Below are 25,599 nucleotides of genomic sequence, written 5' to 3' on the forward strand. Positions count from 1 at the left end.
GGTCTTCCAGACGTTGTAGAAGAACGGCAGGATCGACAGACCGAGCAGGAACGAGGAGATGCGTCGAGATCGCTGTTCAGCGCGGTGAAGCCGTCGGCCGCGAGGTAGTCCGCGTAACGACGCGGCATGCCCTCGACGCCCAGCCAGCGCTGCACCAGGAACGTGGCGTGGAAGCCGGTGAACAGGGTCCAGAACGTGATCTTGCTGAGTGCGCTTCCGTCGAGCAGCTTGCCGGTGAGCTTCGGCCACCAGAAGTGGAAGCCGCGCGAACGTCGCGGAAGGCGACGGTGCCGAAGACGACGTAGTGGAAGTGCGCCACGACGAAGTACGAGTCCGTGACGTGGAAGTCCAGCGGCGCCGCGAGGATGACGCCGGTCAGGCCGCCGAACGTGAAGGTGATCGAGGTGCCGACCGCCCAGAGCATCGGTGTCTCGAAGGAGAGCGAGCCCTTGGAGCATCGTGCCGGTCCAGTTGAAGAACTTCACGCGGTCGGCACGGCGATCAGGAAGGTCATGAAGGGAGAAGCAAGGGCAGGAGGACGCCCGCGGTCGCGTACATGTGGTGCGCCCACACGGCCACGAGACAGTCCGCGATCGCGATCGTCGCGCCGACGAGCGCCGGAGTAGCCCGGAGCATCGGCTTGCGGCGAGAAGACCGATGACCTCGCTGGATGATGCCGGAAGAAGGGCAGGCTACATGCGACACCTCGTGGACAGTCCGAAGAACCAGAAGAGGTAAGCTGCTGCATAGCGCATGCCGCCGTTCTGCGTCGTCCGAAGACCACGGGCACGAACCTGCCGGTCCGCCTCCAGGGCAGAGCAGCGCGGCCGCGAGGACCGGGAAGGCGAGCAGGACGAGCACCGACGTGCCGCGGCGCGTTCCACACGAAGATCGGCATGCGGAACATCGTCATGCCGGGAGCGCGCGCATGCAGATGATGGTGGTGAGTGAAGTTGACCGCACCGAGGATCGTGCCGAAGCCGGAGAAGGCCAGACCCATGATCCACATGTCGGCGCCGATGCCCGGCGAGCGGACGGCGTCGGAGAGCGGGCTGTAGGCGAACCAGCCGAAGTCGGCCGCACCCTGCGCGTACAGGGAAGCCGCCGACCGCGATCAGCGAGCCGAACAGGCGCAGCCAGTAGGCGAACATGTTCAGACGCGGGAAGGCGACGTCGGGGGCACCGATCTGGAGCGGCATGATCCAGTTCGTGAAGCCTTCGCGAACGGCGGCGTCGCGAACATCAGCAGCATGATCGTGCCGTGCATCGTGAACGCCTGGCTGAACTGCTCGCTCGACATGATCTGCGTGCCGGGACGGGCCAGTTCGGCGCGCATGAAGAGCGCCATCAGACCCGCCGATGCGTGAAGAACGCGAACGACGTGACCAGATACAGCGTGCCGATGGTCTTGTGGTCAGTGGTGGTGAGCCACTTGATCACGGTCGCACCGGGGCGCTTGGCCTACCGGCAGCTCGTTCTCGTACGAGTCGTCAGCCGCGGCGGCACCCGAGGTTCGTTGAGGATGCTCACAGGTTGTTCGTCTCCCGGTTCTTCTCGTGTTCCGTCTGGGCGATGCCCGACGGGACGTCAAACCGGTCTGCCCCTTCTTGGCGAGGTCCTTGAGGGTGCTGCTCGTAGCGCTCAGGAGGGACGACCTTCACGTTGAAGAGCATCCGGGAGTGGTCGACGCCGCACAGCTCGGCGCACTTACCCAGGAAGGTCCCCTCCTTGTTGGGGGTCACCTCGAAGGCGTTGGTGGCCCGGGATGACGTCCTGCTTCATCAGGAACGGCACCACCCAGAAAGGAGTGGATGACGTCACGCGAAGTGAGGAACGAAGCGGACCTTCTCGCCCTTGAGCCAGAGGGTCGGGCCCGGGTTGTTGGTCTGCGGGTTCCGCTCGCGGAGTGCCGACCTCGTAGACGCCGCCGGCGTTCGCCGGAAGTCAGCCTTGAAGCGCTCGGGGATCGCGGAGAGCTCCTGGAGTTCTTCGCGTCACCCTCGACACCCGGCACGTTCTCGACGTAGTTGAAGCCCCAGCTCACTGGTAGCCGACCACGTTGATGGTGTGTGCGGGCTTGTCGTCGAGCTTCAAGCTTCGACTCGTCGCGCGCGGTGGCAAGTAGAAGAGGACCGACACGATGATGAGCGGAACCACCGTGTACAGCGCCTCGAGCGGCATGTTGTACCGCGTCTGAGTGGGAACCTCGATCTTGGTGCGGCTGCGCCGGTGGAAGATGATGCTCCCACAGGATCAGTCCCCACACCAGCACGCCCGTGGCGAAACGCTGCCGCCCACGAGCCCTGCCAGAGGGGAGAGGATCTAGGGGCCTCCTCCGTCACCGGGGTGGGCATACCAAGACGAGGAAGTCCTGTATGTGCAACCGGTAGCGGTTACCAGGATCAGGCCGCAGTCAGCACCTGCGGCGGCTTCCGCCGCATCGGGCGCCGCGACGAGCGGTCGGAGCCGTTGGGACTCACGTAGCGCCTTCCCGAAGTCTCGCCCGCGCTCTTTGGTTGGCCTACGGCCGCCATCTCGCTGGTCGCTCGCCGCCCTGGCACACGGGCAGGGGTTTGGATGTTTATGCGGACCAAACCCTACTGGACGCTATTTGGTCGCGCGGGAGGGTGCCTAACGCGCCGCGGGTCACTCCGAAGGGTGGGATTGGCCTGCTCCGGGGTTTCTGACGGGGGTCGGGAGGCGTCCACCGGGGTGAGGTTTGTCCGTTCGCGAGTGCGGGTTCGCGGGTGGTTGCTCGCGCGGTTCGGCGCGCCCTGAGGGCGGCCTCCCGACGGTCGAGAGCTTTAGCGTTGCGGGGTGGCTTACTTCGACTCGGCGTCGTCCGCTCCTCCATCCACGTGGCCCGAGCAGGCTCTGCAGGCCTCCCTCGACGAAGGGTGGGGCCGATCCCTCACGGCTCTACCGGGAGGGGCGGCGGGCGCCGGCTGCTGCTGGATTCGCCGTCGGGAGGCTGCCGCCGACGCCGCAGGGTGCCGGGTGGACGAGCTGGTGTTCACGTCGTCCCGGCACGCCGCGGCACACACACGATCGCCAGGGCACTCGCCGGGCGTCGGCGTGTCGGACGGCGCTTGGTGGTATCGGCGGTCGGGCACTCCGCGGTGCTCCGTTCGGCGGCGGCCACGAAGGCGGCGGCGGCTCGGTGACGGAGGTGGCCGTGGACCGGGGCGGGCGCCGTGTCCGTGGACGCCTTCCGCGCGGCGCTGCGGGACGACACCGCCCCCGCGTGTCGTGCAGTCCGCCAACCACGAGGTGGGGACCGTGCAGCCGGTCGGCGAGGAGGTCGCCGAGGTCCGCCGGGACGCGCCGGGGTGCCGTTGTTCGTGGACGCGGCGCAGTCGCTGGCGTGGGGGCCCGTGGCCGGTGCGTGGTCGCTGCTGGGCGGGAGCGCCCACAAGTGCAGGCGGCGGGCGTCGGGATCCTCGCCGTGCGGAAGGGTGCGGTTCGCGCAAGGGCCCCGCCGACGAAGGCGGGAGTCGGGGGCGGGCCCGCCGGGTTCGAGAACATCCGGGCATCGTAGGCCGCGGCCGCGTCGCTGCGGGCGGTGCGGGGCCGAGGCGGCCGGGGAGGCGCGGCGCTGACTGCGGGAGCTGACGGACCGGATCGGGCGCCCGTGCCGGAGCTCGTGCCGGACGTGGAGGTGGTCGGCGATCCGCGCGGCGGCTGCCGCACCATGGTGGCGTTCCCGTGTCTCTATGTCGATTTCGGGAGAGCGTCCGCGCGGACTCGACCAGGCCGGTTTTTCCGTTTCAGCCCGGATCGTCGTGCACGGGCGGCACGCTGACGCCCAGCCATGTGCTGCGCGCGATGGGCGTGGTGAGCGAGGGGAACGTACGGGTGTCGCCGCCGGAGTGAAGGGCACCGGGGCCAGGGAGGTCGACCGGTTCCTGGAAGGTGCTGCCCGGGGTCGTGCGGGACGTGCGGGAAGAAGCTGGGCGCGCCCGTGGCGGGCGGCGCCGGGGACGCGGCGGCCACCGCGACCGCGGACGCGCTGGGCCCGAGCTGCCCGCAGCCGGTGATCGAGCTGGGGCGGGCGATCAGGCGGGTACGGGCGGGCGGGACGGTCACCGCTCGCCGACGACGAGGTCGCAGGTCAGCCGTGGACATCCCCGCCTGGTGCTTCACGCAGGGCACGAGTACGTGGGGGCCGAGGAGCGCTCCGACGGGAGCGCGGTCTATACGGTGCGGCGGGCCCGCTAGGGGGCGCGTTCAGCAGCAGACGGCCGCGGTCGCGTCCGCTCGGCACAGGAGCGGACGCGACCGCGGCCTCGTGCCCGCGCCCTTACAGGCCCAGGTAGGACTCCACCTCGGTGGCGGCGTCGTCGCCGTAGGCCTTGCGAAGCGGTCCATGAACGGGGGCGCGGCGCAGCTCGTACTCCCTGCGTGCCGAAAGCGTCTCGATGACCAGCGTGGCGAGCATGCAGCCGACCTGGGCCGCGCGCTCCATGGAGACGCCCCAGGCCAGGCCGGACAGGAAGCCGGCGCGGAACGCGTCGCCGACGCCCGTCGGGTCGACCTTGGCGCTCCTCCTCGGGCAGCCGACCTCGATGGTCTCCTCGCCGGCCTTCGATGCGCACGCCGCGCGCGCCGAGTGGTGGTGACGCGGTGGCCGACCTTGCCGAGGATCTCGGCGTCGGTCCAGCCGGTCTTGGACTCTGATGAGGCCCTTCTCGTACTCGTTCGAGAAGAGGAACGTGGCGCCGTCGAGCAGGAGGCGGATCTCCCTCGCCGTTCATGCGCGCGATCTGCTGCGAGAAGTCGGCGGCGAACGGGATCGCGCGCGAACGGCACTCCTCCGTGTGACGCATCATCCCCTCGGGGTCGTCCGCGCCGATCAGCACCAGGTCGAGTCCGCCCACGCGGTCCGCGACGGTCTTCAGCTCGATGAGGCGGGCCTCGCTCATGGCACCGGTGTAGAAGGAGCCGATCTGGTTGTGGTCGGCGTCCGTGGTGCAGACGAAGCGGGCTGTGCAGGGTCTCGAGATCCGACGGACTCCGTGTCCACACCGTGGCGGTCCAGCCACGCCCGGTACTCGTCGAAGTCGGAGCCGGCGGCGCCCACCAGGACCGGGTTCGTGCCGAGCTGTCCCATGCCGAAGGCGATGTTGGCCCCGACACCGCCCCGGCGTACGTCGAGGTTGTCCACGAGGAAGGAGAGGGAGACCGTGTGCAGCTGGTCCGCGACGAGTTGGTCGGCGAAGCGGCCGGGAAAGTCATCAGGTGGTCGGCGGCGATGGAGCCGGTGACTGCGATTCGCACGGCGTGAGCACGCTTCCTGAAGAGGAGGGGATTGACAGTTCACGCTACCCGGTCGAGGCCCCTGCTCTGAAGTGCGGAAACTACCCGATAGTAGGGCTTTTTCGTGGAGTGTGCCGTGCGTACGGTGCCGTCATGACCTACGACGTGTCTTTCATGACCAAGGACGGCTCGCCGCGCTGCGCGTCGACTGCGCGCGGATGGTTCCGCACTGGGTGCCGCCGCGCGCCCCCTGGGAGACGGAACGGCCGGTGACCGTGGCCGACGCGTCCGGGATCCACGGGGTCGTCGTCCCCGCGTCGTCGGCCCGGCTGATCGACTCCATGGCCGGATTCGGCGACTGACGGAGCGCGGAACCGCGCGCTCCCCCTGCCGCGTCCCATCGCTGTCCCCGGTGACCGTCCCTCATAAAGGATCCGGGATACGACGCGGCAGGCGAAGGAGCGATGCGGTGAGCACGGAAGAGCAGACGCGGATCGGCACGGCCGACCGGCGCACGCCGGCGGTCGCCCTCGGCCCTGGCGGCTGGTCCTCCTCGCCGGTGGCGGCGGAGCGTACCTGCGACGAACGCCGCCGGCGCGACCAGGACCGTTCCGGGCCCCGGCGGCGACGGCACTCGCCGCTCGCCCTGGACGGTTACGCCGAGGGCGGCAGCCCGGGCACGACGAACCGGGACCGCGCCGGGCGAGCTCGGACTCCGAACGGCACCCGCTACCGCGACCGGTGAGCTGCCGGGACGACCCGGGCGAGGCGCCCGGTCTACCGGGCCGAGGGGGCGTGGTGACCGCGGCGGAGGTGACCGCTCTCGGGAAGGCGCTCGACGTCGGCGGCGCGCTCCCGGCTGCAGGGCGGGCACCTGGAAGCTGCCGGCCGTCGACGGGTCAACCGTCGCTGCAGGTGACGCGGAAGGCGGGCACCTGGACGTACGCGCGGTTCGCGCCGTCGGCCGACCACAGTGCGCGGAGCCCCACCAAGTGCGCCTCGGTGGGCAGTGCGCGAGGGCGACGCGGTGAGCGAGGCCGCCGCGAAGAAGGCGGCCGCACCGCTCCTGAAGGCGCTCGGGCAGGACGACGCCGCAGCTCGGTCGCGGGCCGTAGGTCTGGCATGGGCGCCACCCGGCGGTGAACGCTCGACCCGAGCGTGGGCGGCCTGCCGACGTACGCCGGCTGGCTCGACCGGGATCCAGGTCGGTTCCGACGGTCAGGTCACCGGCGGCAGCGCGGGCAGCTGCCGAAGGCGCCGGGTGAAGCGGCGACACGCACCCGGACGATCGGGGCGAAGGGAGCACGCTCGACCGATGAACGGCGCGGCGGCCGGCACGTCCGCGCCGGTCGGCGGGTGCAGAGCGCGGTGCCGCTGGACGAGCAGCAGCCGGGTGCATCGCCGTCGCCGCCGCGGCCGCCCGCGTCGTCCACGGTCGCGGTCGAGAAGGCGACCTTCGGGCTCGCCGGCCGCCGCATTACGTCGAGGGCGAGCAGGCGCTCGTACCGGCGTGGCTGCTCGGAGGTGAAGCCCACCGGCGCAGCGTCCGTGCCCACGGTGACGCATCCGGCGGTCGACCCTGTTCCTGGTGGCGCCCACGAGTTCGTCGCCGAGCGGCGAGCCGCCCACGGCCTGAGCCCGCGGCCGAGCGCGTCGGCGTCGGGCGACCCGTCCCGCACCTGGGACGCGGGTCGAGGGGTACGGGCGCCGACGGAAGACGCTGACGCTGCACTTCACGGGCGGGGTGTGCGGCGACGTACTCGGCGTCGGCCGAGGAGAAGCGAAGGAGGTGTCCGTGAAGGTCACGGAGACCTCCGAAGAAGGGGACCGTCTGCATCGAGCTGGCGAAGTTCTACACGCTGCCGGTGACGCTTGGACGCCCGCTGGGTGAGCGGAAGGTCGTGACGCCGGACGGGGCTGCGGTGCCTGTCGCCGAGAAGAACCGGCCCGGTGGGTGGAGAAGTGCGCCGCGGGGGGTGAGCGGTCTGGCTCTCTGCGGGTGCGTAGTTGGTCGCGCTGTTCCCCGCGCCCCTGAAGTGGGGGTGGAGCGCCGCGCCGCGAGGGTGAGCGGTCTGGTTCTCTCGCGGGTGCGCGGGGCTGCTCGCGCCGCTCCCGCGCCCCTGAAGAACCCCTTGGCGCGGGAAGGGCCGGTCCGTCTCCTCGGGAGGTGGACCGGCCCTTCGCCGTGCCGTTTAGCTGAACGAGTCGCCGCAGGCGCAGGAACCCGTCGCGTTCGTTGTCGATCGTGAAGCCCTGCTTCTCGATGGTGTCGACGAAGTCGATGGAGGCGCCGCCCAGGTACGGGGCGGACATGCGGTCGGTGACGACCTTGACGCCGCCGAAGTCCTTCACGACGTCACTGTCGAGCGAGCGCTCGTCGAAGAAGAGCTGGTAGCGCAGGCCGGAGCAGCCGCCGGGCTGAACGGCCACCCGCAGGGCCAGGTCCTCGCGGCCTTCCTGCTCGAGCAGAGCCTTGACCTTGGCCGCGGCGGCGTCGCTCAGGATGATGCCGTCGCTGACGGTGGTGGTCTCGTCCGATACGGACATCTACATCTCTCCCGGGTTGTACGGAGACTGCTTGCCGACCTTTCAACCGGTGCAGAGGCCCGGATCCATTCCGGATCCGCCGTGGGTTTCGCACTCTCCTTTCATGCTCGCACACTCCCTGGCGAACGGGCACGGGGCCTTGGAGAAGGAGGCGAGAGAGGGCGAGAGTGAGCCGGGGCGGATTGCGTCACATCGACGACATCGGCATCGTCAAACTGACGTGAACCACGTACGATAGATAGCGTCATTTCGACGAAAAGTCGTTCTGGCATCACAAGAAAGCGGGTGCGTGACGACCACGGGCCCAGACCCCCGTTGACCTGGATGTCTCTGCCCACGCCGCTGGCGCTGCTGCTGCGTCGGGCCAAAGCGAGGCCGACCCGACGAGCGAGCGTGGCGCGTGGACTGCCTGCAAGACCTGCTCCTCGCCGTCCGACCCGGACCTGGTGGAGCAGCGGGCCCGCGCGGCCAAGGAGAAGCTCGGCGACAAGGTGTTCGTGCTCAAGCACCACTACCAGCGCGACGAGGTCATCCAGTTCGCCGACGTCACCGGCGACCTCCTTCAAGCTGGCCTCGGCGACGCCGCGGCCCGGCCCGAGGCCGAGTACATCGTGTTCTGCGGCGTCCACTTCATGGCCGAGTCCGCTGACATCCCTCACCGGCGACGAGCAGAAGGTCGTCCTGCCGGACCTCCGCGGCCGGCTGCTCGATGGCCGACATGGCCACCGCCGAGCAGGTCGCCGAGTGCTGGGACGTGCTGACCGAGGCCGGGATCGCCGAGCAGGTCGTGCCCGTCTCGTACATGAACCTCGGCCGACATCAGGCGTTCACCGGCAAGCACGGCGGGACGATCTGTACGTCGTCGAACGCCGAGCGGGCGCTGAACTGGGCCTTCGAGCAGGGCGACAAGGTGCTCTTCCTGCCCGACCAGCACCTGGGCGCAACACCGCGGTGCGCGACCTGGGGATGTCGCTGGAGGACTGCGTCGTCTACAACCCGCACAGCCGAACGGCGGCCTGACCGTCGAGCAGCTGCGGGACGCGAAGATGATCCTGTGGCGCGGGCACTGCTCGGTGCACGGACGCTTCTCGCTGGACTCGGTCAACGACGTGCGGGAGCGGATACCGGGCGTGAACGTGCTGGGTGCACCCGGAGTGCAAGCACGAGGTCGTCGCCGCGGCGGACTACGTCGGGTCGACCGAGTACATCATCAAGGCCCTGGAGGCGGCGCCGGCCGGGTCCAGTGGGGCCATCGGCACCGAGCTGAACCTGGTGCGGCGGCTCGCGAACCGGTTCGCGCCGGAGGGCGAAAGGAGATCGTCTTCCTCGACAAGACGGTCTGCTTCTGCTCGACGATGAACCGGATCGACCTGCCGCACCTGGTCTGGACGCTGGAGTCCCTCGCCGACGGACGGCTGGTGAACCGGATCGAGGTCGACCGGGAGACCGAGCAGTTCGCGAAGCTGGCCCTGGAGGCGGATGCTCGCGCTGCCGTAGCTCTCGCCAGGGGCGCGGGGAACTGCGCGACCGGCCACGACGGCGCGGCACCCGGCATCACGGGGCGCCCGGACGGCGAGGAGCCCGGTACGAACGCTGATCGGCGTCCGTGCCGGGCTCCCGGCGTTCAAGGGCCTGTCGGATCCGGCCGGCTCCGACTCCGGGAGTCGGAGGGCGCGGGCACCCCTGGCCTTCACGCTCCCGCTTGGCGGCCCGCTTCTTCGCCCGCTTCTCCTTGCGGATCTCCAGCATCGCGTAGAGCGTCGGGACCAGGAGGAGCGTCAGCAGCGTCGACGCTGATCAGACCGCCGATCACGACCACCGCGAGCGGCTGTGCGATGAAGCCGCCCTCGCCGGTGACGCCGAGCGCCATCGGGAGCAGGGCGAAGATCGTCGCCAGGGCCGTCATCAGGATCGGGCGCAGCCGGTGCCGGGCCGCCTCGACCACGGCCTCGACGACGCCGAGACCCTGCTTGCGGTACTGGTTGATCAGGTCGATCAGGACGATCGCGTTCGTCACGACGATGCCGATGAGCATCAGCATGCCGATCATCGCCAGGACGCCCATCGGGGTGTCCGTCGCGACCAGCAGGGCCGATCGCGCCGGTCGCCGCGAACGGGATGGAGACCAGCAGGATCAGCGGCTGGGCCAGCGAGCGGAACGTCGCGACGAGCAGCATGAAGACGATCGCGATCGCCGCGAGCATCGCCAGGCCCAGGTTCTTGAACGCGTCGTCCTGGTCGGAAGTGACACCGCCGATGGTTGCCGTGGCGCCCTTCGGCAGCTTCAGGTCGTCGATCTTCGACTGGAGGTCGGCGCTGACCGCGCCCGTGTTGTCGCCGGTCGGCTTGGCCGTGATGGTGGCGGCGCGGGCGCCGTCGATCCGGGTCATCGAGACCGGGCCGTCGACCAGCTGCACCGTGGCGATGTCGCCGAGGGTGAGGCCGCGCGGGCCCATCGGCAGCTTCTTCAGCTCATCCGTCGTCGTGGCCGGCTTCGCCGACTTCACCACGATGTCGCGCTCGGTGTCGTCGAGGATCGCCTTGCCGCTGGTGGTGCCGCGCACGCGCCTGGGCGACGGCGGCGCCGAGCTTCGTAGTCGTCGAAACCGGCGGCCGCGGCCTTGGAGTTGGGCCCTGACCGAGATCCTGCGGGACCGACTGCGACAGGTCGCTGGCAGACGTCCGTGACGTCGTCGAGCTTCGCGACCGCGTCGCGCACCTGCTCCGACGCCTTGTCCAGGACGTCGCCGTCGGCGGCCTTCACGACCACGCGCTGAGGTCCCTGGCTGCCGAAGCCGTCACCGGCCGCGATCGTCGTCGTACCGATCCCGGACAGCTTGCCGAGCTTCGCGCTCGATGCGGTCCTGCGTCCTCGTACGACGCCTTGTCCTTCAGCGTCACCTGGTACGAGGCCTGGTTCGAGTCGGTGCCGCCGCCGAAGGCCGCCATGAAGCCGGACGAGCCGACGGTGACCCTGGTAGTCCTTGATCTCGTCGATGCCCTGGAGCACCTTCTCGACCTTCCGGGCGGCCTCGTCCGACGCGGCGAGGCTGGTGCCGGGCTTCAACTCCTGCTTGATGGACAGGACTTCCTGCTCGCCCTGGTCGAAGAAGTTGGTCTTCAGGAGCGGCGCCATGCCGAACGTGCCGACGAGGACCACGACCGCGATCATGAGGCTGGTGAAGCGGCGGCGCGTCGCGAAGCGCAGCACCGGGACGTAGATCCGCTGCAGCCAGGAGCGGGCCTCCTTCTCCTCGGCCTTGCGGCGGGCCTCCTCCGGGTCGACGCCCTGGATCGCCTTGGGCGGGCGCAGGAACCAGTACGAGAGGACCGGCACGACGGTCAGCGAGACGAGCAGGGACGCGAGGAGCGGCCGTCACGGTGATCGAGAACGAGCCGAACAGCTCGCCGACCATGCCGCCGACCAGGCCGATGGGGAGGAAGACCGCCACCGTCGTCAGGGTCGAGGACGACGGCGCCGGCCACCTCGCGGACCGCCTTGAGGATCGCCTCCTGGCGCTCCCTCGCCGTAGCCGAGGTGACGCTTGATGTTCTCCAGGACGACGATCGAGTCGTCGACGACGCGGCCGATCGCGATGGTCAGCGCGCCGAGCGTCAGCATGTTCAGGAGAGGTCGCGGGTCCACAGCACGATCAGCGCGAGGACCACGGACAGCGGGATGGAGACCGCCGTGACGAGCGTCGATCGGATCGACGCGAGGAAGACCAGGATCACCAGGACCGCGAAGAGCAGGCCGAGCGCGCCCTCCGTGGTGAGGCCCGAGATGGACTTCGCGACGGCCGGGCCCTGGTCGCTGACGACGGTCAGCTTCGCGCGCGGAGCCGAGGTCCCTGGCGGAGGTCGGGCAGCTTGTCCTCGACCGCGTCCGAGATGGAGACCGCGGAGCCGTCGTGGTCCATGGTGACCATGACCGCGAGGCTGGGGCGGCCGTCGGTGCGGGTGAGCGAGTCGGCCTTGACGGCTGCTGCTTCACCGTGGCGATGTCGTCGAGGCGTACGGGCTTCTTGACGCCCTCCCCGGTGATCATCAGGTTCTCGATCTGCCGCAGCGAGGTGAAGCCGCCGCCGACCTGGACCGTGCGGTTCTTGCCGTCCTCGTCGAAGGAGCCCGCGGGCAGCGTGGCGCCGCCCGCCTGCAGGACTGGCTCAGCGCCGGCACGCCGACGCCCGCCGCGGCCATCTTCCGGTCGTCGGGCGTGACGTCGACCTGAGGTCGCGGACGCCGTCGACGGTGACCTGGCCGACGCCGTCGATGTCCTTGAGGGACGGCACGACGGTCTTGTCGAGCTGGTCGGCGAGGGCCTGCTGGTCCTTGTCGGAGGTGACAGCGAGCACGACGGTGGGGATAGTCGTCGGTCGACCCGGCGATGACCTGCGGGTCGACGTCGTCGGGGGAGCTGGGCCCTGGCCCGGTTGGACGGCCTGCTGGACGTCGGCGACGAGCTGCTTGAGTCGCTGCCGTTGCCGTGGTCGAACTGGGCGAGGAGCACGGCGTTGCCCTCTGCTCGCCGTGGACGTGATGCCGGTGATCCCGTCGACCGCGTCGATGGAGTTCTCCAGCGGCTCCACGACCTGCTTCTCGACCACAGTCCGGGGACGCCCCTGGTACGGGGCGAGGACGGAGACCATGGGCAGTTCGATGGTGGGCAGCAGCTGCTGCTTGAGCTGGGGGATCGCGATGGCGCCGAAGGCGATCGCGATGATCGACATCAGCCCGATCAGGGCGCGCTGGGCGAGGCTGAATCTCGACAGCCAGGACATGAAGTGGGTCTCCGTGGACGTGAGCGGGGGGACGACGGCCCCCTGTCACGGACATGCACAAGGGCCCGCGTACACCCTCAGCCATGAGGATGGCCGGATTCGTCGCCCCCAGGTCCCGTTCTCGGGCGGCGCGTACTGCGGGCGGAGTACGCGCCGGGCGGCCTCACTCCACCCTTGGGCGGACCAGACCCGATTCGTACGCGATGACGACGAGTTGGGCACGGTCGCGGGCGCCGAGCTTGGCCATGGCGCGGTTCACGTGCGTCTTCACGGTGAGCGGGCTGACCTCCAGGCGCTCGGCGATCTCGTCGTTCGACAGACCGCCCGCGACCTGGACGAGCACCTCGCGCTCCCGGCCGGTGAGCGCGCCGAGCCGCTCGGCGTGGCTGCCGGCCGCCGCGGCCCCCTCCTCGTAACCCCTCGCCCTGCGCAAGGAACTTGGCGATCAGCCCCTTGGTCGCGGCGGGCGACAGCAGCGCCTCACCGGCGGCCGCGATGCGCACCGCGCCGAGCAGTTCGTCGGGCTCGGCGCCCTGCCGAGGAAGCCGGAGGGCGCCCGCGCGCAGCGACTGCACCACGTACTCGTCGACCCCGAACGTCGTCAGCATCACCACGCGCACATGGGCGAGTTCGGGGGTCGGCGCTGATCTCCCGGGTGGCGGCGAGACCGTCGGTGCCGGGCATCCGGATGTCCATGAGGACGACGTCGGGCCGCTCGGTGTGGGCGAGCCGGACGGCCTCCGCGCCGTCCGAGGCCTCCCCACCACTTCCATGTCGGGTTCGGAGTCGACGAGCACGCGGAAGGCGCTGCGCAGCAGGGCCTGGTCGTCGGCATCAACAGGACCCTGATCGTGCCGCTCGTCATGGCGTGGCATCCCCCGAAGTGGTGGTGCGGGCGTTGACCGGAAGGATCGCATGGACGCGGAAACCGCCGCCGTAGCGCGGTCCCGCGGTGAGGGCGCCGCCGAGCGCGGTGACGCGCTCGCGCATGCCGAGCAGGCCGTGTCCGCCGTTGCTGTCGGCGGCGTCGGGGTCAGTCGCTGCCGTCGGTGTCGGCGGGCGGGGCGGTGGTCCCGGGGCCGTTGTCGAGGACCGAGACCTCTACGTTCGGTCCCACGCGCACCACGCTGACCCTCGGCCTTCGCTTCCGGACCCGCGTGCTTCTGCACGCTCGTCAGCGCTCCTGCACGACGCGGAACGCGGCGAGGTCGACGGCGGCGGGCAGGGGCGGGGGCGCCCCGGCGCAGGGCCACCTCGACCGGGAGGCCCGCGTGCCGTGAAGGTGTCGACGAGGTCGTCGAGGGCGGTCCAGGCCGGGGGCCGGCTCGGTGGGCGCCTCCCGGGTCGCCGGTCTGCCGCAACAGGCCGACGGTCGCCCGAGTTCGTTGAGCGCGGAGCGGCTGGGCCTCGCGAACGTGCAGAGGGCCTCCTTGGCCTGGTCGGGCCGCTTGTCCATGATCGTGGGCGGCGACCCCGGCCTGCACGCTGACCAGGGCGATGTGTGTGCGACGACGTCGTGCAGATCGCGGGCGATCCGCAGCCGCTCCTCGGCGACGCGCCGCCTGGGCCTCTCCTCGCGGGTGCTCGGCCCGCTCGGCGCGCTCCCGGATGGCGTCGACGAAGGCATCGGCGGGAGCGCACGGCGTCGCCAGCCGCCGCGGCCATGCCGGTCCACGCGAAGATCCCGAGGTTCTCCTGGGAGTACCAGGGCAGCGGGCCGACGAACATGGCGACACCGGTCAGCACCGCCATCGAGCCCAGGCCCACGCGCCAGGTGGTGGGCCGGTCCGTGGTGGCGGCGACCGTGTAGAGCGCGACGACCGCGGACATCACGACGGGGGCGCGGGGTTCGCCGGTGACCAGTTCGGACGAGGGAGACGGTGGAGGTCGCGGCGAGCACGGGCATCGGGGCGATGCGCCGAAGACAGGGCCGCGGCGCCCAGCACCATCAGGAAGAGGCTGAGGACGTCCGGGGTGCGGGCGCCCCAGTGCGTACGTGCCCTCGGGGCTGTGCGGGTCGACGAAGGAACCGGCGACCATGCAGACGAGGACGGCCGCGGCGAGGGATGGCGTCCAGGGCCAGGGGATGCGTCCTGGCCCACCGTACGAGGGGGGTCACCAGGGTCACGGTAGCCGCCCCCTTCATCTGTGCGGCACCGCGGGCTCGGTGCGAGGCGAGGGTCAGCCGGGGATCAGGCCGTCGTCGCTGAGCATGTCGCGGACCTCCTCCAGCGTCGCGTCGGACGCCGGGAGGATCAGCTCGAGAGGGCTCCAGGGCGTCGTCGGGAGTGGCTCGCCCAGGCGGCGAACGGCACTCGAGGGAGCTGGGGTGAGGGTCCGGCAGCCCGGCCGTCCTTCTCCATCTCTTAGTTCAGTGTACCCATTAAATTATCAAATGATAAATGGGTTCTTTCTGCTCACCATAGTCATTACAAGTCAGCAAGCCTCTCATTCTCATCTTCTGTACCAAGCAAGGATGTCTATACAGCATACCATACTGCTGCTGTCCACCGCCTCAGATGCTGCTGGGGACAGAGTGCTCAGCCTTTCAAGCATAACACCAGCTCTGGTTCAGCTCTGCCATCTGTATGCTCAGGCAAGGTGATTCAGGCATGGGACTGGATGACAAATCCATGATCAGTCTTGATGAGGTGAATCAAGCATATCAAAGGCGGGCTGGTGTCTGAACATTATGCTCTAACAGATGATCTTTTGTCTCAACCATCAGATCGCCTCCATGTAGTGTCGCCATCTCTAAGATACGAAGAAAACCTCAATACGATCAGTCTAAATTACAAGATATGATAATGGGTACAAGATCGATGGTCTCATTCTTCTAAATATACAGAGAGGCAGACAAATCGGCTCTCAATATCTCTCTGCTCCTTCATGCAAAGTGGGCTCTCACTCCATCCGCTCCCTCAAGCGTCTGGTACCTCAAGTCTGTGAAACCTCTGCAAGATACTGCACGGCTCGTCGCGCCTCACGTGCCAGGTCCTCACGGCCGAGCGCGAGCGCCTTGCAGGCCCTGGTCCTCCAGCGTGAGGACTGCGACTGGAGCTGGTCTCAGCTGCAGCTCGAGGCGCTTGCGGGAGGTCGCCACGTCGGCGACGCCGCGACGCACTTCCTGCAGCAGCTCCAGCTGCTTCTGGTACGAGTAATCGAGGGTCCGCGCGGGTCCTCGGCCCGGTCAAGGGCCTTGTTCGCCTTCGCGCGGAAGATCATCCCCATACGCTTCATGACACCGCTCATGGGCTTCGCGCGCCCCCTTCTGACAGATCCAGCCGACGGTCAAGGCCCCGGCACTGCGACACAACCCACAGTACGGGTCCTGCATCTATTACCGCACTGTTCAGGTGCGGATGCGCTCATCACGGACGACTGCGTCCCGACCCGCCCGGCGTAAGGGTAGGTGGCCCCGTCTCCCCTCTCAGGTCAGGGACGCAGGGTGTTGCCGGATCGTTCCCCCACGGGCCTGTGGTCCATGCATCGATCCACCACGTACCCTTTGGGCTTTGTGTTCCGTAGCCGATCCAAGGACGACAGCGGCACCGGCCGCCAAGCGTCTCGGTAGCCGAGTCCACGCAGCCCCGAGATCCGCAGGCGCCCACGGGCCGCCCCACGCCGAAGCGCTAGCGAGGCCCAGACGCAGCGCCGCAGCGTGGCCAACACCCGAGATGACGCCGAAGGGAGGCCCGGTCCCGCCAGCGCGAGGAGCGCCGCACCGCGATGGAGCGCCAGCGCTCCGCTCGCGAGCGGTGACGAGCGCTACCCTGCCCGCCCGTCACAAGGGCCCGGTGCGCAAGTACGCGCGTGACTTCGTCGACTCGCGCTTCTGCATCGCCGAGTACTTCCTGCCGATGGCGGTGATCATCCTCGTCCTGAGCATGGTCCGCGTCGGCTCGCTGCAGAACATCGCGCTTCTGCTCTGGCTCTTCGTGATCGTCGCGATCGTGATCGACTCGGCTCTCACCGGCTTCCGTCTGAAGAAGAAGCTGGCGGAGAAGTTCTCGAACGAGCGCCGCAGGGCGCCGTCGCGTACGCGCTGATGCGCACGCCTCCAGATGAAGCGCCTCCGTCCGCCCAAGCCCTGCAGGTCAAGCGCGGGGGAGCGGCCCTGAGCACGGAAGCCTTCGCCGGCGACGCGGTGGGCTCCTGGCTGGAGAAGCTGGGGGCCTGCGCAATGTCGTACGGCAGGAACTGGTGGCCCGGCAGCTCGACGAGCAGATAGCCGGGCGGTTCCCCTGTCGGGCAGCGGCTGCGGGTGCTCGACGTCGGGATGGGCCAGGGCACGCAGGCGCTGCGTGGCTGGCCCGCGCCGGGCACAAGCGTGACCGGCGTCGAGCAGGATCCGAGATGGTCGCCGCGGCCGGGCGCAGCGCTCGCCGCGGAGCCGGAGGGCGTGCGGGAGCGCGTCCGGATCGTGCAGGGCAGCGGCATGGAGACCGGCGTCCACTTCCTGCCGGGCAGTTTCGACGTCGTGCTCTGTCACGGCGCGTCCCTCATGGCCGTCGAGGATCCCGACGCGCTGCTCGCCGGGCTGGCGCGGGATGCTGGCCCCGGGCGGGCTGCTCGCTCTGCTCGTGCGCAACGCCGACGCGCTGGCGATGCGGCCGGGGCTCGGCGGCGACTGGGTCACCGCGCTCGGCGCGTTCGACTCATCGAAGTACCAACCGACCGGCTCGGCTCGACGTACGGGCCGACCGGCTTGACACCCTGACGGCGACGCTCGCCGGCATCGGGGCCCCGCTGCACGCCTGGTACCGGGGTGCGGGTCTTCACCGACCAGCGCGGCCGACGGTGCGGCGACTTCCCGAGCGCGGTGAGCTGCAGACGCTGCTCGCGGCGGAGGAGCGGGCGGGGCGCAGCGATCCGTACCGACGGGTGGCCGCGCTGTTGCACCTGTGCGGCGTGCGGGGCTCGAGCACGGCCGCGGTCGACCGCGGGCGGGCCTCGCCGGGGTCCGGCCCGGGTCCGCTGTTCGGCGGATCGGCGCGGGCGGGGGCGGCGGACGGCGTGACAATCCGGGCATGGATGCCCCTTCGCGTACTCGGGCCCGTTCGCGTCCGCTGCGGGTCGCACTCCCCCTGACCGCCACCGTCTGCCTCGGTGGCGCTGGTCGGCGGCTGCTCGGACCTGGCTCCGGGGGCTCGTCGTCCTCGGACTCCACGACGCAGGCCGCCGCCGCTTCCGTGGAACGATCTGCAGAGCGATTACCAGAAGGTGATCAGGGACGTGCTGCCGTCCGTCGTCCAGGATCCAGGCCCTCGTCCGGCCTCGGCTCGGGTGTCGTCTACGACGACGAGGGCCACATCGTGACGAACGCCCATGTGGTGGGCGACGAGAGAGACGTTCAAGGTGACGACGTCGACGAACGAGACTCCGCTGATCGGCGAAGCTCGTGTACGCGTATCCGGCCCAGGACCCTCGCCGTGATCAAGCTGGAGAAGGTGCCGGACGGGCTGCGGGCGGCGGAGTTCGCGGACTCGTCGAAGGTCGAGGTCGGGCAGATCACGCTGGCGATGGGGTCGCCGCTCGGCTCCGTCGTCGAGCGTCACGCAGGGCATCGTGTCGGCGACCGGGCGGACCGTGAGCGAGGGGCGTTCCGGTGGGGGCACCGGTGCCACGATCGCCAACATGGTGCAGACGTCCGCGGCGATCAATCCCGGCAACAGCGGGGGGCGCCCTGGTGAACCTGGACAGTCAGGTGATCGGCATTCCGACGCTGGCGGCGACCGATCCCGAGCTGCCAGGACAGCGCGGCGCCGGGCATCGGGGTTCGCGATCCCGTCCTCCACCGTCACGAAGATCGCCGACCAGATCGTCGAGGACGGCAGGGTGTCGGACTCTGGGCGGGCGGCGCTCGGCATCACCGGGCGGGTCGCGGTCGACGGTGACCTGGAGCCGGCTGTGCGATCGTGTCCGTGACGGGACGCGCGCGGCGGAGAAGCGTGGCTGCGGGCGGGTGACGTATCACCCGGTTCGGCGACGCGGCGGTCACGACGATGACGTCGTTGCAGGTTGCGCTGGCCGCTGAGGAGCCTGGGCAGAAGGTTCGGGTGACGTATACCCGGGCGGGGCGAAGCGACGAGGTCGAGTGTGACGCTCGGCGAGATGTGAGTGACCGGGTCTCTTTGCTGCGGCGGCACCGGGGTTGCGGCGAGGCCGGCTTGGCCGGGGCCACCGGATTCCGCTGCGCGGCACCGCTGCCGTGAGGTCGACCGGGGGTCGGGCCCTCACCTGACATGGATGCGCCGCAGCGGGGGCCGCTCACCACATCCCTGCCGCCCCAGGCGGCAGATTGCCCGGCGCGGTGGGGTGGGCCTAAGCCCGCGGCCAGCGGGAGTAGCCTCGAGCCTTCGCCCGACGGAGTGGGGTGGGCCTGAACCTGCGGCCAGCGGGAGTAGCCTCGAGCCTTCGGCCGCCGACGGGCGGTCCAGCCCCAGCCAGCGGGGCGCCGAAGCTCGCGGCCAGCGGATGCGATCCGAACCCCGGGAAGTCGGCGGGGCGGTCCGGCGACGTTTCCCGGGGTTGAGGGACGGAGTCCCCTCAACCTTGGTGGGTGGGTGGGAGTGGAGAAGCGGGCCGGTTTAAGCGGGGATGCGTCTTCCGCATGGAGGCTCATCGGGCCGTAGATGACCGTGCTGTCCTCGGAGGGTGACCTGGTCGGCGCCGCCCTCCGCCAGTTCCTTCCAGTACCCGCCGATCCAGGGACTCGGCGTCTGCGTCGTGAACTCCTCCGGCCGCACCTGCCGGAGACACCTCCGTGCCAAGCCGACTTCTCGAAACCGCCACACGTGCACGGCGCCATGTCAGCCTCCCAGAGGCTCGCTGTCCCTGGAAGCCTAGCTGGGCGCGGCGCCGCAGCCGCGCGGGAGGATCTTCCTGTGGGAACTGACCCGTCGCTCGGCACCGGTGCTGACGGACTGCCCTGCTCTTCGGCACCGCCCGTGCGCGGCCTGCGCGACCGCGCTCGGCGGCCGCCCGCGCCGCGACGGCCCCGCTGGATCGACGGCACGCCGTTGCCGATCTGACGCCGGGCGCCGCTTCGCCGCGGCCCGCGCGGGCTACAGCGCTGGGCGAGCGTACGGCAGGTGCTGCCTTCGCACCCGCACGACGGCCCTGGCGGCTCGAGGCGTCCCGGCGGGCCCGCCGCAGCCGGGCCGGGTGCCGGACGGCCGGGAGCTCGCGCTGATGAGCGGGCACCGGGTGCGGGCGCTCGCCCTGGACGCGCCGGGCAACCGGGCACGAGGTGGTGGGGCCGGACGGCCAGCGGTTGCTGCGACCTGGCCGCCGCCGCGCCCGCCGGTCTGGAGGAGACGCGCAAGCCGTACGAGATGGTCGTCGCCGACGTGGTCGGGCGGCCTGACGCGCTGGCCCGGCTGCGGTCCGTGGGCGCGGTCGGGCCGACCACCGACGTCCTCGCCGTGCACCTGGACCACGACGCGCCGCCGGGCCCCGAGCCGATCGCGCGGCGGGCTCCGCCGCGGCGGGGCGCGGGGCCGTGCCGGACGGGACGACGCTGGGACGTCGGCGTGGCCGAGGACGTGCCCGACGCGCCGCGCCGCACGCTGGGTCACCGGCGCCCGCTCAGGGAAGTCGGTCGAGGCGTGAGCGGCGCCTGAGGCGTCTCCCCGACGTGCCGGTAACGTGGCGACGGGCGGCACGCGCGGGGCGGTGACACGGAGTGGGCGCAGCGGGTCGCCACGCACCGGGAGCGGCGGCCGCCCGTGGGCGGACCGCTGAGACCTCCAGCGATCTCGTCCCGCCCACTGACCGGACGCGGAGGATCACCTGCCGCCGCTCGTGGACTGTCTGTCACTGTCAGGCTTGACGCACGCCATAGTGGACGAGGTCGGGGCCTGGGACGACGCGGAGTGGCCGGGCGGGGAGCGGGCGCGCAGGAGAAGGTGGCCGCGTTACGTCGACGCCGTGCGCCGCACCCGGCGTACGGTCGTGGCCGTCCCCGAACGAGGTCGGCTCGGGGATCGTGCCCGCGACCGCGTCCGGGCAGCGCTACCGCGACGAACTGGGGCGGCTGGAACGCGGCGCCCGCCGCATGCGCGAGCACGTGCTGCTGGTCGCGCCGGCCAGGCCGAGCTGCGCGGCTGACGGGGGCTCAGCCGGCGTCGGGGTTGCGGCGCGATGACGCGTAGGCGTTGGCGAAGCCGGTCGGGCTTGCCAGGGGGGCCAGCAGCCGGTCGGCGGAGCGGGCGGCGAGGGAGGGCGGGCGCCGAGGCGTGCGTCAGGGTCCGGCGCAGTCTGCGCTGGGCGTCGCTGGGGGTCTTGGTGCGCCACGGGCTGTCGGCGGCGGGCAGGCAGTGGCCGAGGAACAGGGCGCAGGCCGCCGTCAGGTCGAGCGGGACGTGCGGGGTGCGACGGTCGACGGCGACGACCGTAGCCGAGGGCGGCGAGTTCGGCGCAAAGGTTGTCCTGCGGGATGAAGTGCAGGTGCTGCGGCTGGAAGTAGGAGACCCACCACTTGCCGAGGAGCGCGGCGTAGCGGCTCTCGGGGTCGGGGACCCGATCAGCAGGTGGCCGCCGGGGCGCAGCACGCGGTGGGCCGCCTTGAGTTCCCTCGCGCGGGTCGAGGGAGTGCTCCAGGTAGCGGGAACATGCTCATCGCGTCGTAGCGGCCCGCGAGCCGGGGCGCGAGTTCGTGAGTGAAGCCGCGGTGGGCCTCCTCGATGCGGCCTGGCGGCGGCCCTCCTCGACGCCGTCACCGATGTCGAGGCCGTCGAACGCCGTGTACGGCAGGGCACCTCCTTGGCGGCGGCCGGGAAGCGGGCGTGGCCGGTGCCGACGTCGAGCCAGGCCTCCGGCTCCAGGAAGTGGGCGAGGGCGTGGGTGGCGGCCCGGTGACGCCTGGTGGAGGTCTGCGCGCCGAAGATCCGCTCGGCCTGGTCGGCGCCGAGGCCGTCGTAGAAGTCGCGGTAGTAGAAGTTGAGGCCCTCAGGGGTCAGGCGGGGGTTCTGGAACGAGTGGGCGCAGCTGCGGCACTGGTCGATCGTGAAGGTGCCGGGCTTGTGCTGGAGGAGGTCGGTGGTGCGCAGTCGCGTGCCCAGCTTCGTGGAGCCGCACCAGGGGCAGTCGGGTCGGCGGGGCTCGTGGATGCCTTCGGTGCCCCGGGCGAGTTCGGTGAGGTAGGCGGGGCGGCGCTCGGCCACGGCCTGGGCTGAGGGGGACATGGGTGACCTCGGCTCCTGGTGCTGGGACGGGCTTCGGGAGGACTGGGAGGGTTGGGACGGCTTCGGGAGGACTGGAGAGCTGGGGGATCGGTGAGACCGGAGGGACATCGCGGTACGACAATCCGATATGAACCGGAAACAGGGGATCGACGCCCATGCAATGACGCTGTGGAGCCAGTGCATCGCATGGCGTAACCGGCCGCTGGAAGCCCGCCCCGCCGACCGCCGTCGCGGCCGGTACTGTTCGGCGAATGAGCTCGCTGAATCTCTGACGACTTCACCGATCTGATCGAGCGTCCCGACGGCGGGACCCGCCGCGACGCCGAGGCGCAGGGCCCGGTTCGCCGTTCCGCCCGGCGCGCTCGGCCGCGCCTCGACGAACTGGGCGAGTGGCTCACGGCCGCCCAGGGCGCCGTGCCCGTACGGCCCGTGACGCAGCCGCGCGTGATCCTCTTCGCCGGCGACCACGGCGTCGCCGAGCTCGGGTGTGTCGGGCCGGCCCGCCGGGACCGCGGCCGATCTGGTCCGCGAGGCCGTCGAGGGCGCGAGCGCCGGCGCGGTGTCGCGCGGCGGCTGGGCGTCGAGGTGCGGGTCGTCGACGTGTCGCTGGACTGCGAGCCGGAGGAGCTGCCGAAGGCCGTGGTGAGCCATCGGGTGCGGCGCGGCTCGGGGCGCCTCGGCACCGAGGACGCCCGCTCACCTGGAGGAGGCCGAGGCGGCGCGTTCCGGGCGGGCATGGCGATCGCCGACGAGGAGGCCGGACTCGCGGCACGGACCTGGTGGTGCTCGGCGACCTCAGCGTGGGCGGCACCACGGCCGCGGCGACGATCATCGCCGCGCTGTGCGGCACCGAGCGCGTCCGTGGTGACCGGCCGTGGCGGCGACCCCATCGACGACCTCGCTGGATGCGCAAGTGCGCGGCGATCCGCGACGGTCTGCGCCGGGCCCGCCCGGTCCTCGGCGACCAGTTGCGGTGCTGGCGACGGTGGGCGGCGCCGATCTCGCGGCGGCGACCGGGTTCCCTGCTGCAGAGCGCGGTGCGCCGTACGCCGGTGATCCTGGACGGCGTCGTGTCGGCGGCCTGCGCGCTGGTCGGCCAGCGGGTCGCGTTCCGGGCGCCGGACTGGTGGCTGGCCGCGCACACCAGCGGTGAGCCCGGCCAGGCGAAGGCGCTGGACCGGATGGCCGCGGACCCGCTGCTCGACCAGGGCGTGCGCCTCGGCGGCGGCACGGGCGGGCTGCTGGCCCTGCCGTTGGTGCAGGCCGCTGCGCGCTGGCCGCGGAGTTGCCCGTGTCGTCCGACTGAGGGCATCGCAGCCGTTCGGAAGCCGCGGTCGCATCTGCTCGGTGCGTGAGCAGACGCGACCGCGGCTGCCCGTGGCTGAGCGCGCAGTTCCCCGCGCCCTTTCCGGGAGCGCCGTAGCCAAGGAACCCCCCAAATGCCCCCATATGCTCCCAGGTCATGGGATACTGCGGACCAGTACACCGACCTCACGACGCGCCGCAGGGATTCACCGTCTGGTATCTCCGGGTCGTCACCTTCCCTCAATCTGCGTTGAGCGCCGTCTGGGTCTCCTTCGGGCAGGACCTGCGCCGCCACAACGAGAGAACGTACTTCACCCCCTACCTCCCTCGCGGCGGGTTTCTCCTCCGCCGTCGTGGCCGGTTCCTGGCGGTCACGATGCGGCGCCGCAAGCGCGGCGTGGATCCTCAACCTCGTCCTGAGCGGGCTGTTCTTCCTGCTGTTCGCCTTCGTGATGGGCTCTTCCCGAGGTACGGCAGTACGCGCAGAACTGGATCTCGCTGGTGCTGACCGCCGCGTTCGTCCGCGCGCTCCTCGGGCGCCGCGAGTTCTACGCGGAGGGCGACCGCTCGAACGCGAAAGCTGGCGGCGCTCGTCGCGGTCGGCGGCCTGCTGGTCACCTCGCTCTTCGCGACGTTCCCTCGTCACGGTCACCAACCACGCGCAGACCCGAGCACCGTTCGACGTTCCGAGCGCCGGCGGTACGCCGGTGCACCCTCGCGGCTGATCTCGGTCGCGTCCGAACGGCATGCACTTTAACCACTCAGCATCACGACGCCGAATCGTGAACGTCGTCAATCAACGTCCTGTCCACGGCACCGCTCATCTGCCATCGTCTACGCCGCGTCTCCGCCTCGCGCCAGGGGCCGTCGATCCGCTCGCGGCTGACGACGAGAGGCGAAGCTGCGCGCCCTGCTCGACAAGGACGGCGAGCGCGACTCGCTCGGCTACTTCGCGCTGCGCCGCGAGAAGTCCCGCCGATGTGGTCGCCGACGGGCAAGGCCGCGGTGACGTACCGCGATCGGCGGGCGTCGCTTTCGCCTCCGGTGACCCGATCGGCGACCCGGAGGCCTGGCCGGCGCGCGATCGAGCCGTGGCTCGCCGAGGCGGGTGCACGGCTGGATCCGCCGTGATGGGCGCAGAGGCGAGGAGGCGCCGGCACGGTCTGGCCGCCCGGCACGGCCTCGACGCGCCTCGAACTCTGGCGACGAAGCTGCATCGTGTGGGAGACGGGACGAGTTCACGCTCGAAGGGCGGGCGATGCGCAACCGTCGGCGGTGCGCGTGCAACCGCGTCCAGCGCGCGGGCCGCTCGGTCCGCATCCGGCGCCACGAGGACATTCCCGCCGACGAGGGCGTGCCTCCGCGGGAAGCGGGCCGACGACTGGCGCGACGGGGCGACCAGCGCGCGGCTTCTCGATGGCGCTCGGCCGCTCGGCGACCCGGCGGACGGCTGGTGTGGTGGATGCTCTCGAATGCACCGACGGGGAGGGCGAGTTGAAGGCAGTGCTGTCTTCGTCCCGTGCCGAACGGCCTCTCGCTGAATCTGATGCGCCGTGACCGCGACTCGGAGAACGGCCTGATGGGAGTTCATGGTCAATGCACTCCTGCAGCTTTGCGGAGATCCGGGATCGACCACAGGTCTCTGCTCAACTTCGCGATGTTCCGGTCCGATCTTCGATCAGTGGCTCGCGACTCGGCGGCGTGGCGCGGTGCTGCGCCTGTGGCGCTCGCTGCTCAGCTTCTTCTCCCGGTGGTGGCAGATCGAATCGCTGTACCGGGGCCAGCGCCAGAGCACCTGGCCCATCCTGCGGTTTCCTGCTTCTTCGGGAGAAGAGCGCCGGCTGCGATCGCGTATCGGCGTCGCGCCCGGCGCCGCCGAGGGCTTCCTCGAAGTGCCTGGACTGCCGAGGTGGCTGCGCCGCGGACGCCCTGGAGCGTTCAGTGAGGGAAGGGCCTGTAGGAAAGCGGGGCCCGCTGCAGGCGGTCGTGATTGCTCGCGGCCCGCGGCGATCCCCATGACGATCGCGCGGTCTGTCTGACGGCCGCGTTCCACGTCCAGAATCCAGCCCGTTGGGGTTCGTCTCAGGATCGTCAAGCCTGCACGACGACCCGCGGTGAATTTCCCTGCGCACCCTGCTCTTCTCAGCCACCCTCGACCGCCCGTGTAAAAGTCGCCGATCCTGCTGGTGTTCGGCATCGAGCTCTGTCTGGGCTGGTGCGCTCGTGACCGCGTACGTCGCCACGCTCGCGGGCACCCTACGCGCGCAGTCGGCATCGCCATCGGCCCGGACAACCGTTCGCCCGCCCGGGACGCGCAGGTAATGCTCGACACCGCCCGTCGGCGGCGGCTGTCGGCTTGTGTACCGCAGTTGGCGCTGTTGGAAGTCGGTTCACCGGCGCGCGGTCGTCTCGCCATGGTCGTCGAGTGCGGCCGTTGAACCAGGTGAAGCGCGGAACGCGAAAGCGTCACGATAAATGCGGAAAACGGCGCACCCAACGATGCAACTGAAACGGCGCGCGAA

Annotated in this window: 12 protein-coding genes and 17 pseudogenes; 11 read left to right on the top strand and 18 right to left on the bottom strand. The window is 70.6% G+C overall.

What is annotated here, in order from left to right:
- From RBJ77_RS18080 to RBJ77_RS18095, 4 genes and pseudogenes are all read right to left on the bottom strand, one after another.
- On the bottom strand, positions 1-227 hold a 227-nt coding region (locus RBJ77_RS18080), incomplete at its 3' end, for a cbb3-type cytochrome c oxidase subunit I (protein WP_372345995.1).
- Between the two features lie 110 nt (positions 228-337).
- Positions 338-424 (bottom strand): annotated as a pseudogene (locus RBJ77_RS18085) (hypothetical protein); the annotation flags it as partial.
- Positions 425-481: 57 nt separating this feature from the next.
- Positions 482-1,348, bottom strand: a pseudogene (locus RBJ77_RS18090) (cbb3-type cytochrome c oxidase subunit I).
- Between the two features lie 178 nt (positions 1,349-1,526).
- Positions 1,527-2,480 (bottom strand): annotated as a pseudogene (locus RBJ77_RS18095) (cytochrome c oxidase subunit II).
- Between the two features lie 337 nt (positions 2,481-2,817).
- Between RBJ77_RS18095 and RBJ77_RS18100 the strand changes: the two are divergent.
- Positions 2,818-4,218: pseudogene (locus RBJ77_RS18100) on the top strand (aminotransferase class V-fold PLP-dependent enzyme).
- An 82-nt stretch (positions 4,219-4,300) separates the two neighbouring features.
- Here RBJ77_RS18100 and RBJ77_RS18105 read toward each other — a convergent pair.
- Positions 4,301-5,277 (bottom strand): annotated as a pseudogene (locus RBJ77_RS18105) (carbohydrate kinase family protein).
- A gap of 197 nt (positions 5,278-5,474) precedes the next feature.
- Here RBJ77_RS18105 and RBJ77_RS18110 point away from each other — a divergent pair.
- Together RBJ77_RS18110 and RBJ77_RS18115 are read left to right on the top strand one after the other, a co-directional pair.
- Complete coding sequence (locus RBJ77_RS18110; protein WP_372345984.1) at positions 5,475-5,618, top strand: hypothetical protein; 144 nt, start codon at positions 5,475-5,477, stop codon at positions 5,616-5,618.
- A gap of 107 nt (positions 5,619-5,725) precedes the next feature.
- Entirely contained in the window at positions 5,726-6,001 is a 276-nt protein-coding gene (locus RBJ77_RS18115; protein WP_372345985.1) for a hypothetical protein, read from the top strand.
- A 478-nt stretch (positions 6,002-6,479) separates the two neighbouring features.
- Here RBJ77_RS18115 and RBJ77_RS18120 read toward each other — a convergent pair whose 3' ends face one another.
- The gene (locus RBJ77_RS18120; RefSeq protein WP_372345986.1) at positions 6,480-6,791 is read right to left on the bottom strand and encodes a hypothetical protein; all 312 of its coding nucleotides are present in this window, start codon (positions 6,789-6,791) and stop codon (positions 6,480-6,482) included.
- A gap of 657 nt (positions 6,792-7,448) precedes the next feature.
- Positions 7,449-7,803: pseudogene (locus RBJ77_RS18125) on the bottom strand (iron-sulfur cluster assembly accessory protein).
- A gap of 324 nt (positions 7,804-8,127) precedes the next feature.
- On the opposite strand from RBJ77_RS18125, the pseudogene nadA reads away from it, so the two are divergent.
- Positions 8,128-9,300: pseudogene (gene nadA / locus RBJ77_RS18130) on the top strand (quinolinate synthase NadA).
- Positions 9,301-9,493: 193 nt separating this feature from the next.
- On the opposite strand, the gene RBJ77_RS18135 reads toward nadA, so the two are convergent.
- The 8 genes and pseudogenes from RBJ77_RS18135 to RBJ77_RS18170 all read right to left on the bottom strand — a co-directional run bounded on the left by RBJ77_RS18135 (position 9,494) and on the right by RBJ77_RS18170 (position 14,211).
- On the bottom strand, positions 9,494-9,844 hold the full coding sequence (locus RBJ77_RS18135; RefSeq protein WP_372345987.1) for an efflux RND transporter permease subunit: 351 nt from the start codon (positions 9,842-9,844) through the stop codon (positions 9,494-9,496).
- 112 nt (positions 9,845-9,956) lie between these two features.
- Positions 9,957-10,367, bottom strand: a pseudogene (locus RBJ77_RS18140) (efflux RND transporter permease subunit); the annotation flags it as partial.
- Positions 10,307-11,140: an efflux RND transporter permease subunit gene (locus tag RBJ77_RS18145; protein WP_372345988.1), complete on the bottom strand. Its 834-nt coding sequence runs from the start codon at positions 11,138-11,140 to the stop codon at positions 10,307-10,309. The gene RBJ77_RS18145 and the pseudogene RBJ77_RS18140, both read right to left, overlap by 61 nt.
- A 120-nt stretch (positions 11,141-11,260) precedes the next feature.
- A pseudogene (locus tag RBJ77_RS18150) lies at positions 11,261-11,631 on the bottom strand (efflux RND transporter permease subunit).
- 338 nt (positions 11,632-11,969) lie between these two features.
- On the bottom strand, positions 11,970-12,584 hold the full coding sequence (locus RBJ77_RS18155; RefSeq protein WP_372345989.1) for an efflux RND transporter permease subunit: 615 nt from the start codon (positions 12,582-12,584) through the stop codon (positions 11,970-11,972).
- A gap of 163 nt (positions 12,585-12,747) precedes the next feature.
- Positions 12,748-13,449: pseudogene (locus RBJ77_RS18160) on the bottom strand (response regulator).
- Complete coding sequence (locus tag RBJ77_RS18165) at positions 13,446-13,574, bottom strand: hypothetical protein (RefSeq protein ID WP_372345990.1); 129 nt, start codon at positions 13,572-13,574, stop codon at positions 13,446-13,448. The pseudogene RBJ77_RS18160 and the gene RBJ77_RS18165 overlap by 4 nt, the downstream one beginning before the upstream one ends.
- A 184-nt stretch (positions 13,575-13,758) precedes the next feature.
- Complete coding sequence (locus tag RBJ77_RS18170; RefSeq protein ID WP_372345991.1) at positions 13,759-14,211, bottom strand: histidine kinase; 453 nt, start codon at positions 14,209-14,211, stop codon at positions 13,759-13,761.
- 36 nt (positions 14,212-14,247) lie between these two features.
- Between RBJ77_RS18170 and RBJ77_RS18175 the strand changes: the two genes are divergently transcribed.
- Positions 14,248-14,394 (top strand): hypothetical protein, encoded by a 147-nt coding sequence (locus tag RBJ77_RS18175; RefSeq protein WP_372345992.1) that lies wholly within the window; start codon positions 14,248-14,250, stop codon positions 14,392-14,394.
- A gap of 371 nt (positions 14,395-14,765) precedes the next feature.
- Here the strand turns inward: RBJ77_RS18175 and RBJ77_RS18180 are convergent.
- Positions 14,766-14,957: pseudogene (locus RBJ77_RS18180) on the bottom strand (hypothetical protein); the annotation flags it as partial.
- A 538-nt stretch (positions 14,958-15,495) separates the two neighbouring features.
- Positions 15,496-15,836 (bottom strand): annotated as a pseudogene (locus RBJ77_RS18185) (PspA/IM30 family protein); the annotation flags it as partial.
- Positions 15,837-16,101: 265 nt separating this feature from the next.
- Here RBJ77_RS18185 and RBJ77_RS18190 point away from each other — a divergent pair.
- From RBJ77_RS18190 to RBJ77_RS18200, 3 genes and pseudogenes are all read left to right on the top strand, one after another.
- Positions 16,102-16,705: pseudogene (locus tag RBJ77_RS18190) on the top strand (DUF3043 domain-containing protein).
- A 34-nt stretch (positions 16,706-16,739) separates the two neighbouring features.
- Positions 16,740-17,504: pseudogene (locus RBJ77_RS18195) on the top strand (class I SAM-dependent methyltransferase); the annotation flags it as partial.
- Between the two features lie 110 nt (positions 17,505-17,614).
- A complete protein-coding gene (locus RBJ77_RS18200; protein WP_372345993.1) occupies positions 17,615-18,277 on the top strand; it encodes a trypsin-like peptidase domain-containing protein in 663 nt (220 codons plus the stop codon).
- 914 nt (positions 18,278-19,191) lie between these two features.
- Here the strand turns inward: RBJ77_RS18200 and RBJ77_RS18205 are convergent.
- Positions 19,192-19,379 (bottom strand): annotated as a pseudogene (locus RBJ77_RS18205) (hypothetical protein); the annotation flags it as partial.
- Positions 19,380-19,478: 99 nt separating this feature from the next.
- Between RBJ77_RS18205 and RBJ77_RS18210 the strand changes: the two are divergent.
- From RBJ77_RS18210 to RBJ77_RS18220, 3 genes and pseudogenes are all read left to right on the top strand, one after another.
- Positions 19,479-20,696: pseudogene (locus RBJ77_RS18210) on the top strand (bifunctional adenosylcobinamide kinase/adenosylcobinamide-phosphate guanylyltransferase).
- Between the two features lie 1,457 nt (positions 20,697-22,153).
- Positions 22,154-22,471, top strand: a pseudogene (locus RBJ77_RS18215) (nicotinate-nucleotide--dimethylbenzimidazole phosphoribosyltransferase); the annotation flags it as partial.
- A gap of 83 nt (positions 22,472-22,554) precedes the next feature.
- Positions 22,555-23,127, top strand: coding sequence for a nicotinate-nucleotide--dimethylbenzimidazole phosphoribosyltransferase (locus RBJ77_RS18220; RefSeq protein WP_372345994.1), 573 nt, complete (start codon positions 22,555-22,557; stop codon positions 23,125-23,127).
- The last annotated feature ends 2,472 nt before the right edge of the window (positions 23,128-25,599 follow it).

Source organism: Streptomyces sp. KL116D, assembly GCF_030766975.1.
Lineage (GTDB): Bacteria > Actinomycetota > Actinomycetes > Streptomycetales > Streptomycetaceae > Streptomyces > Streptomyces longispororuber_A.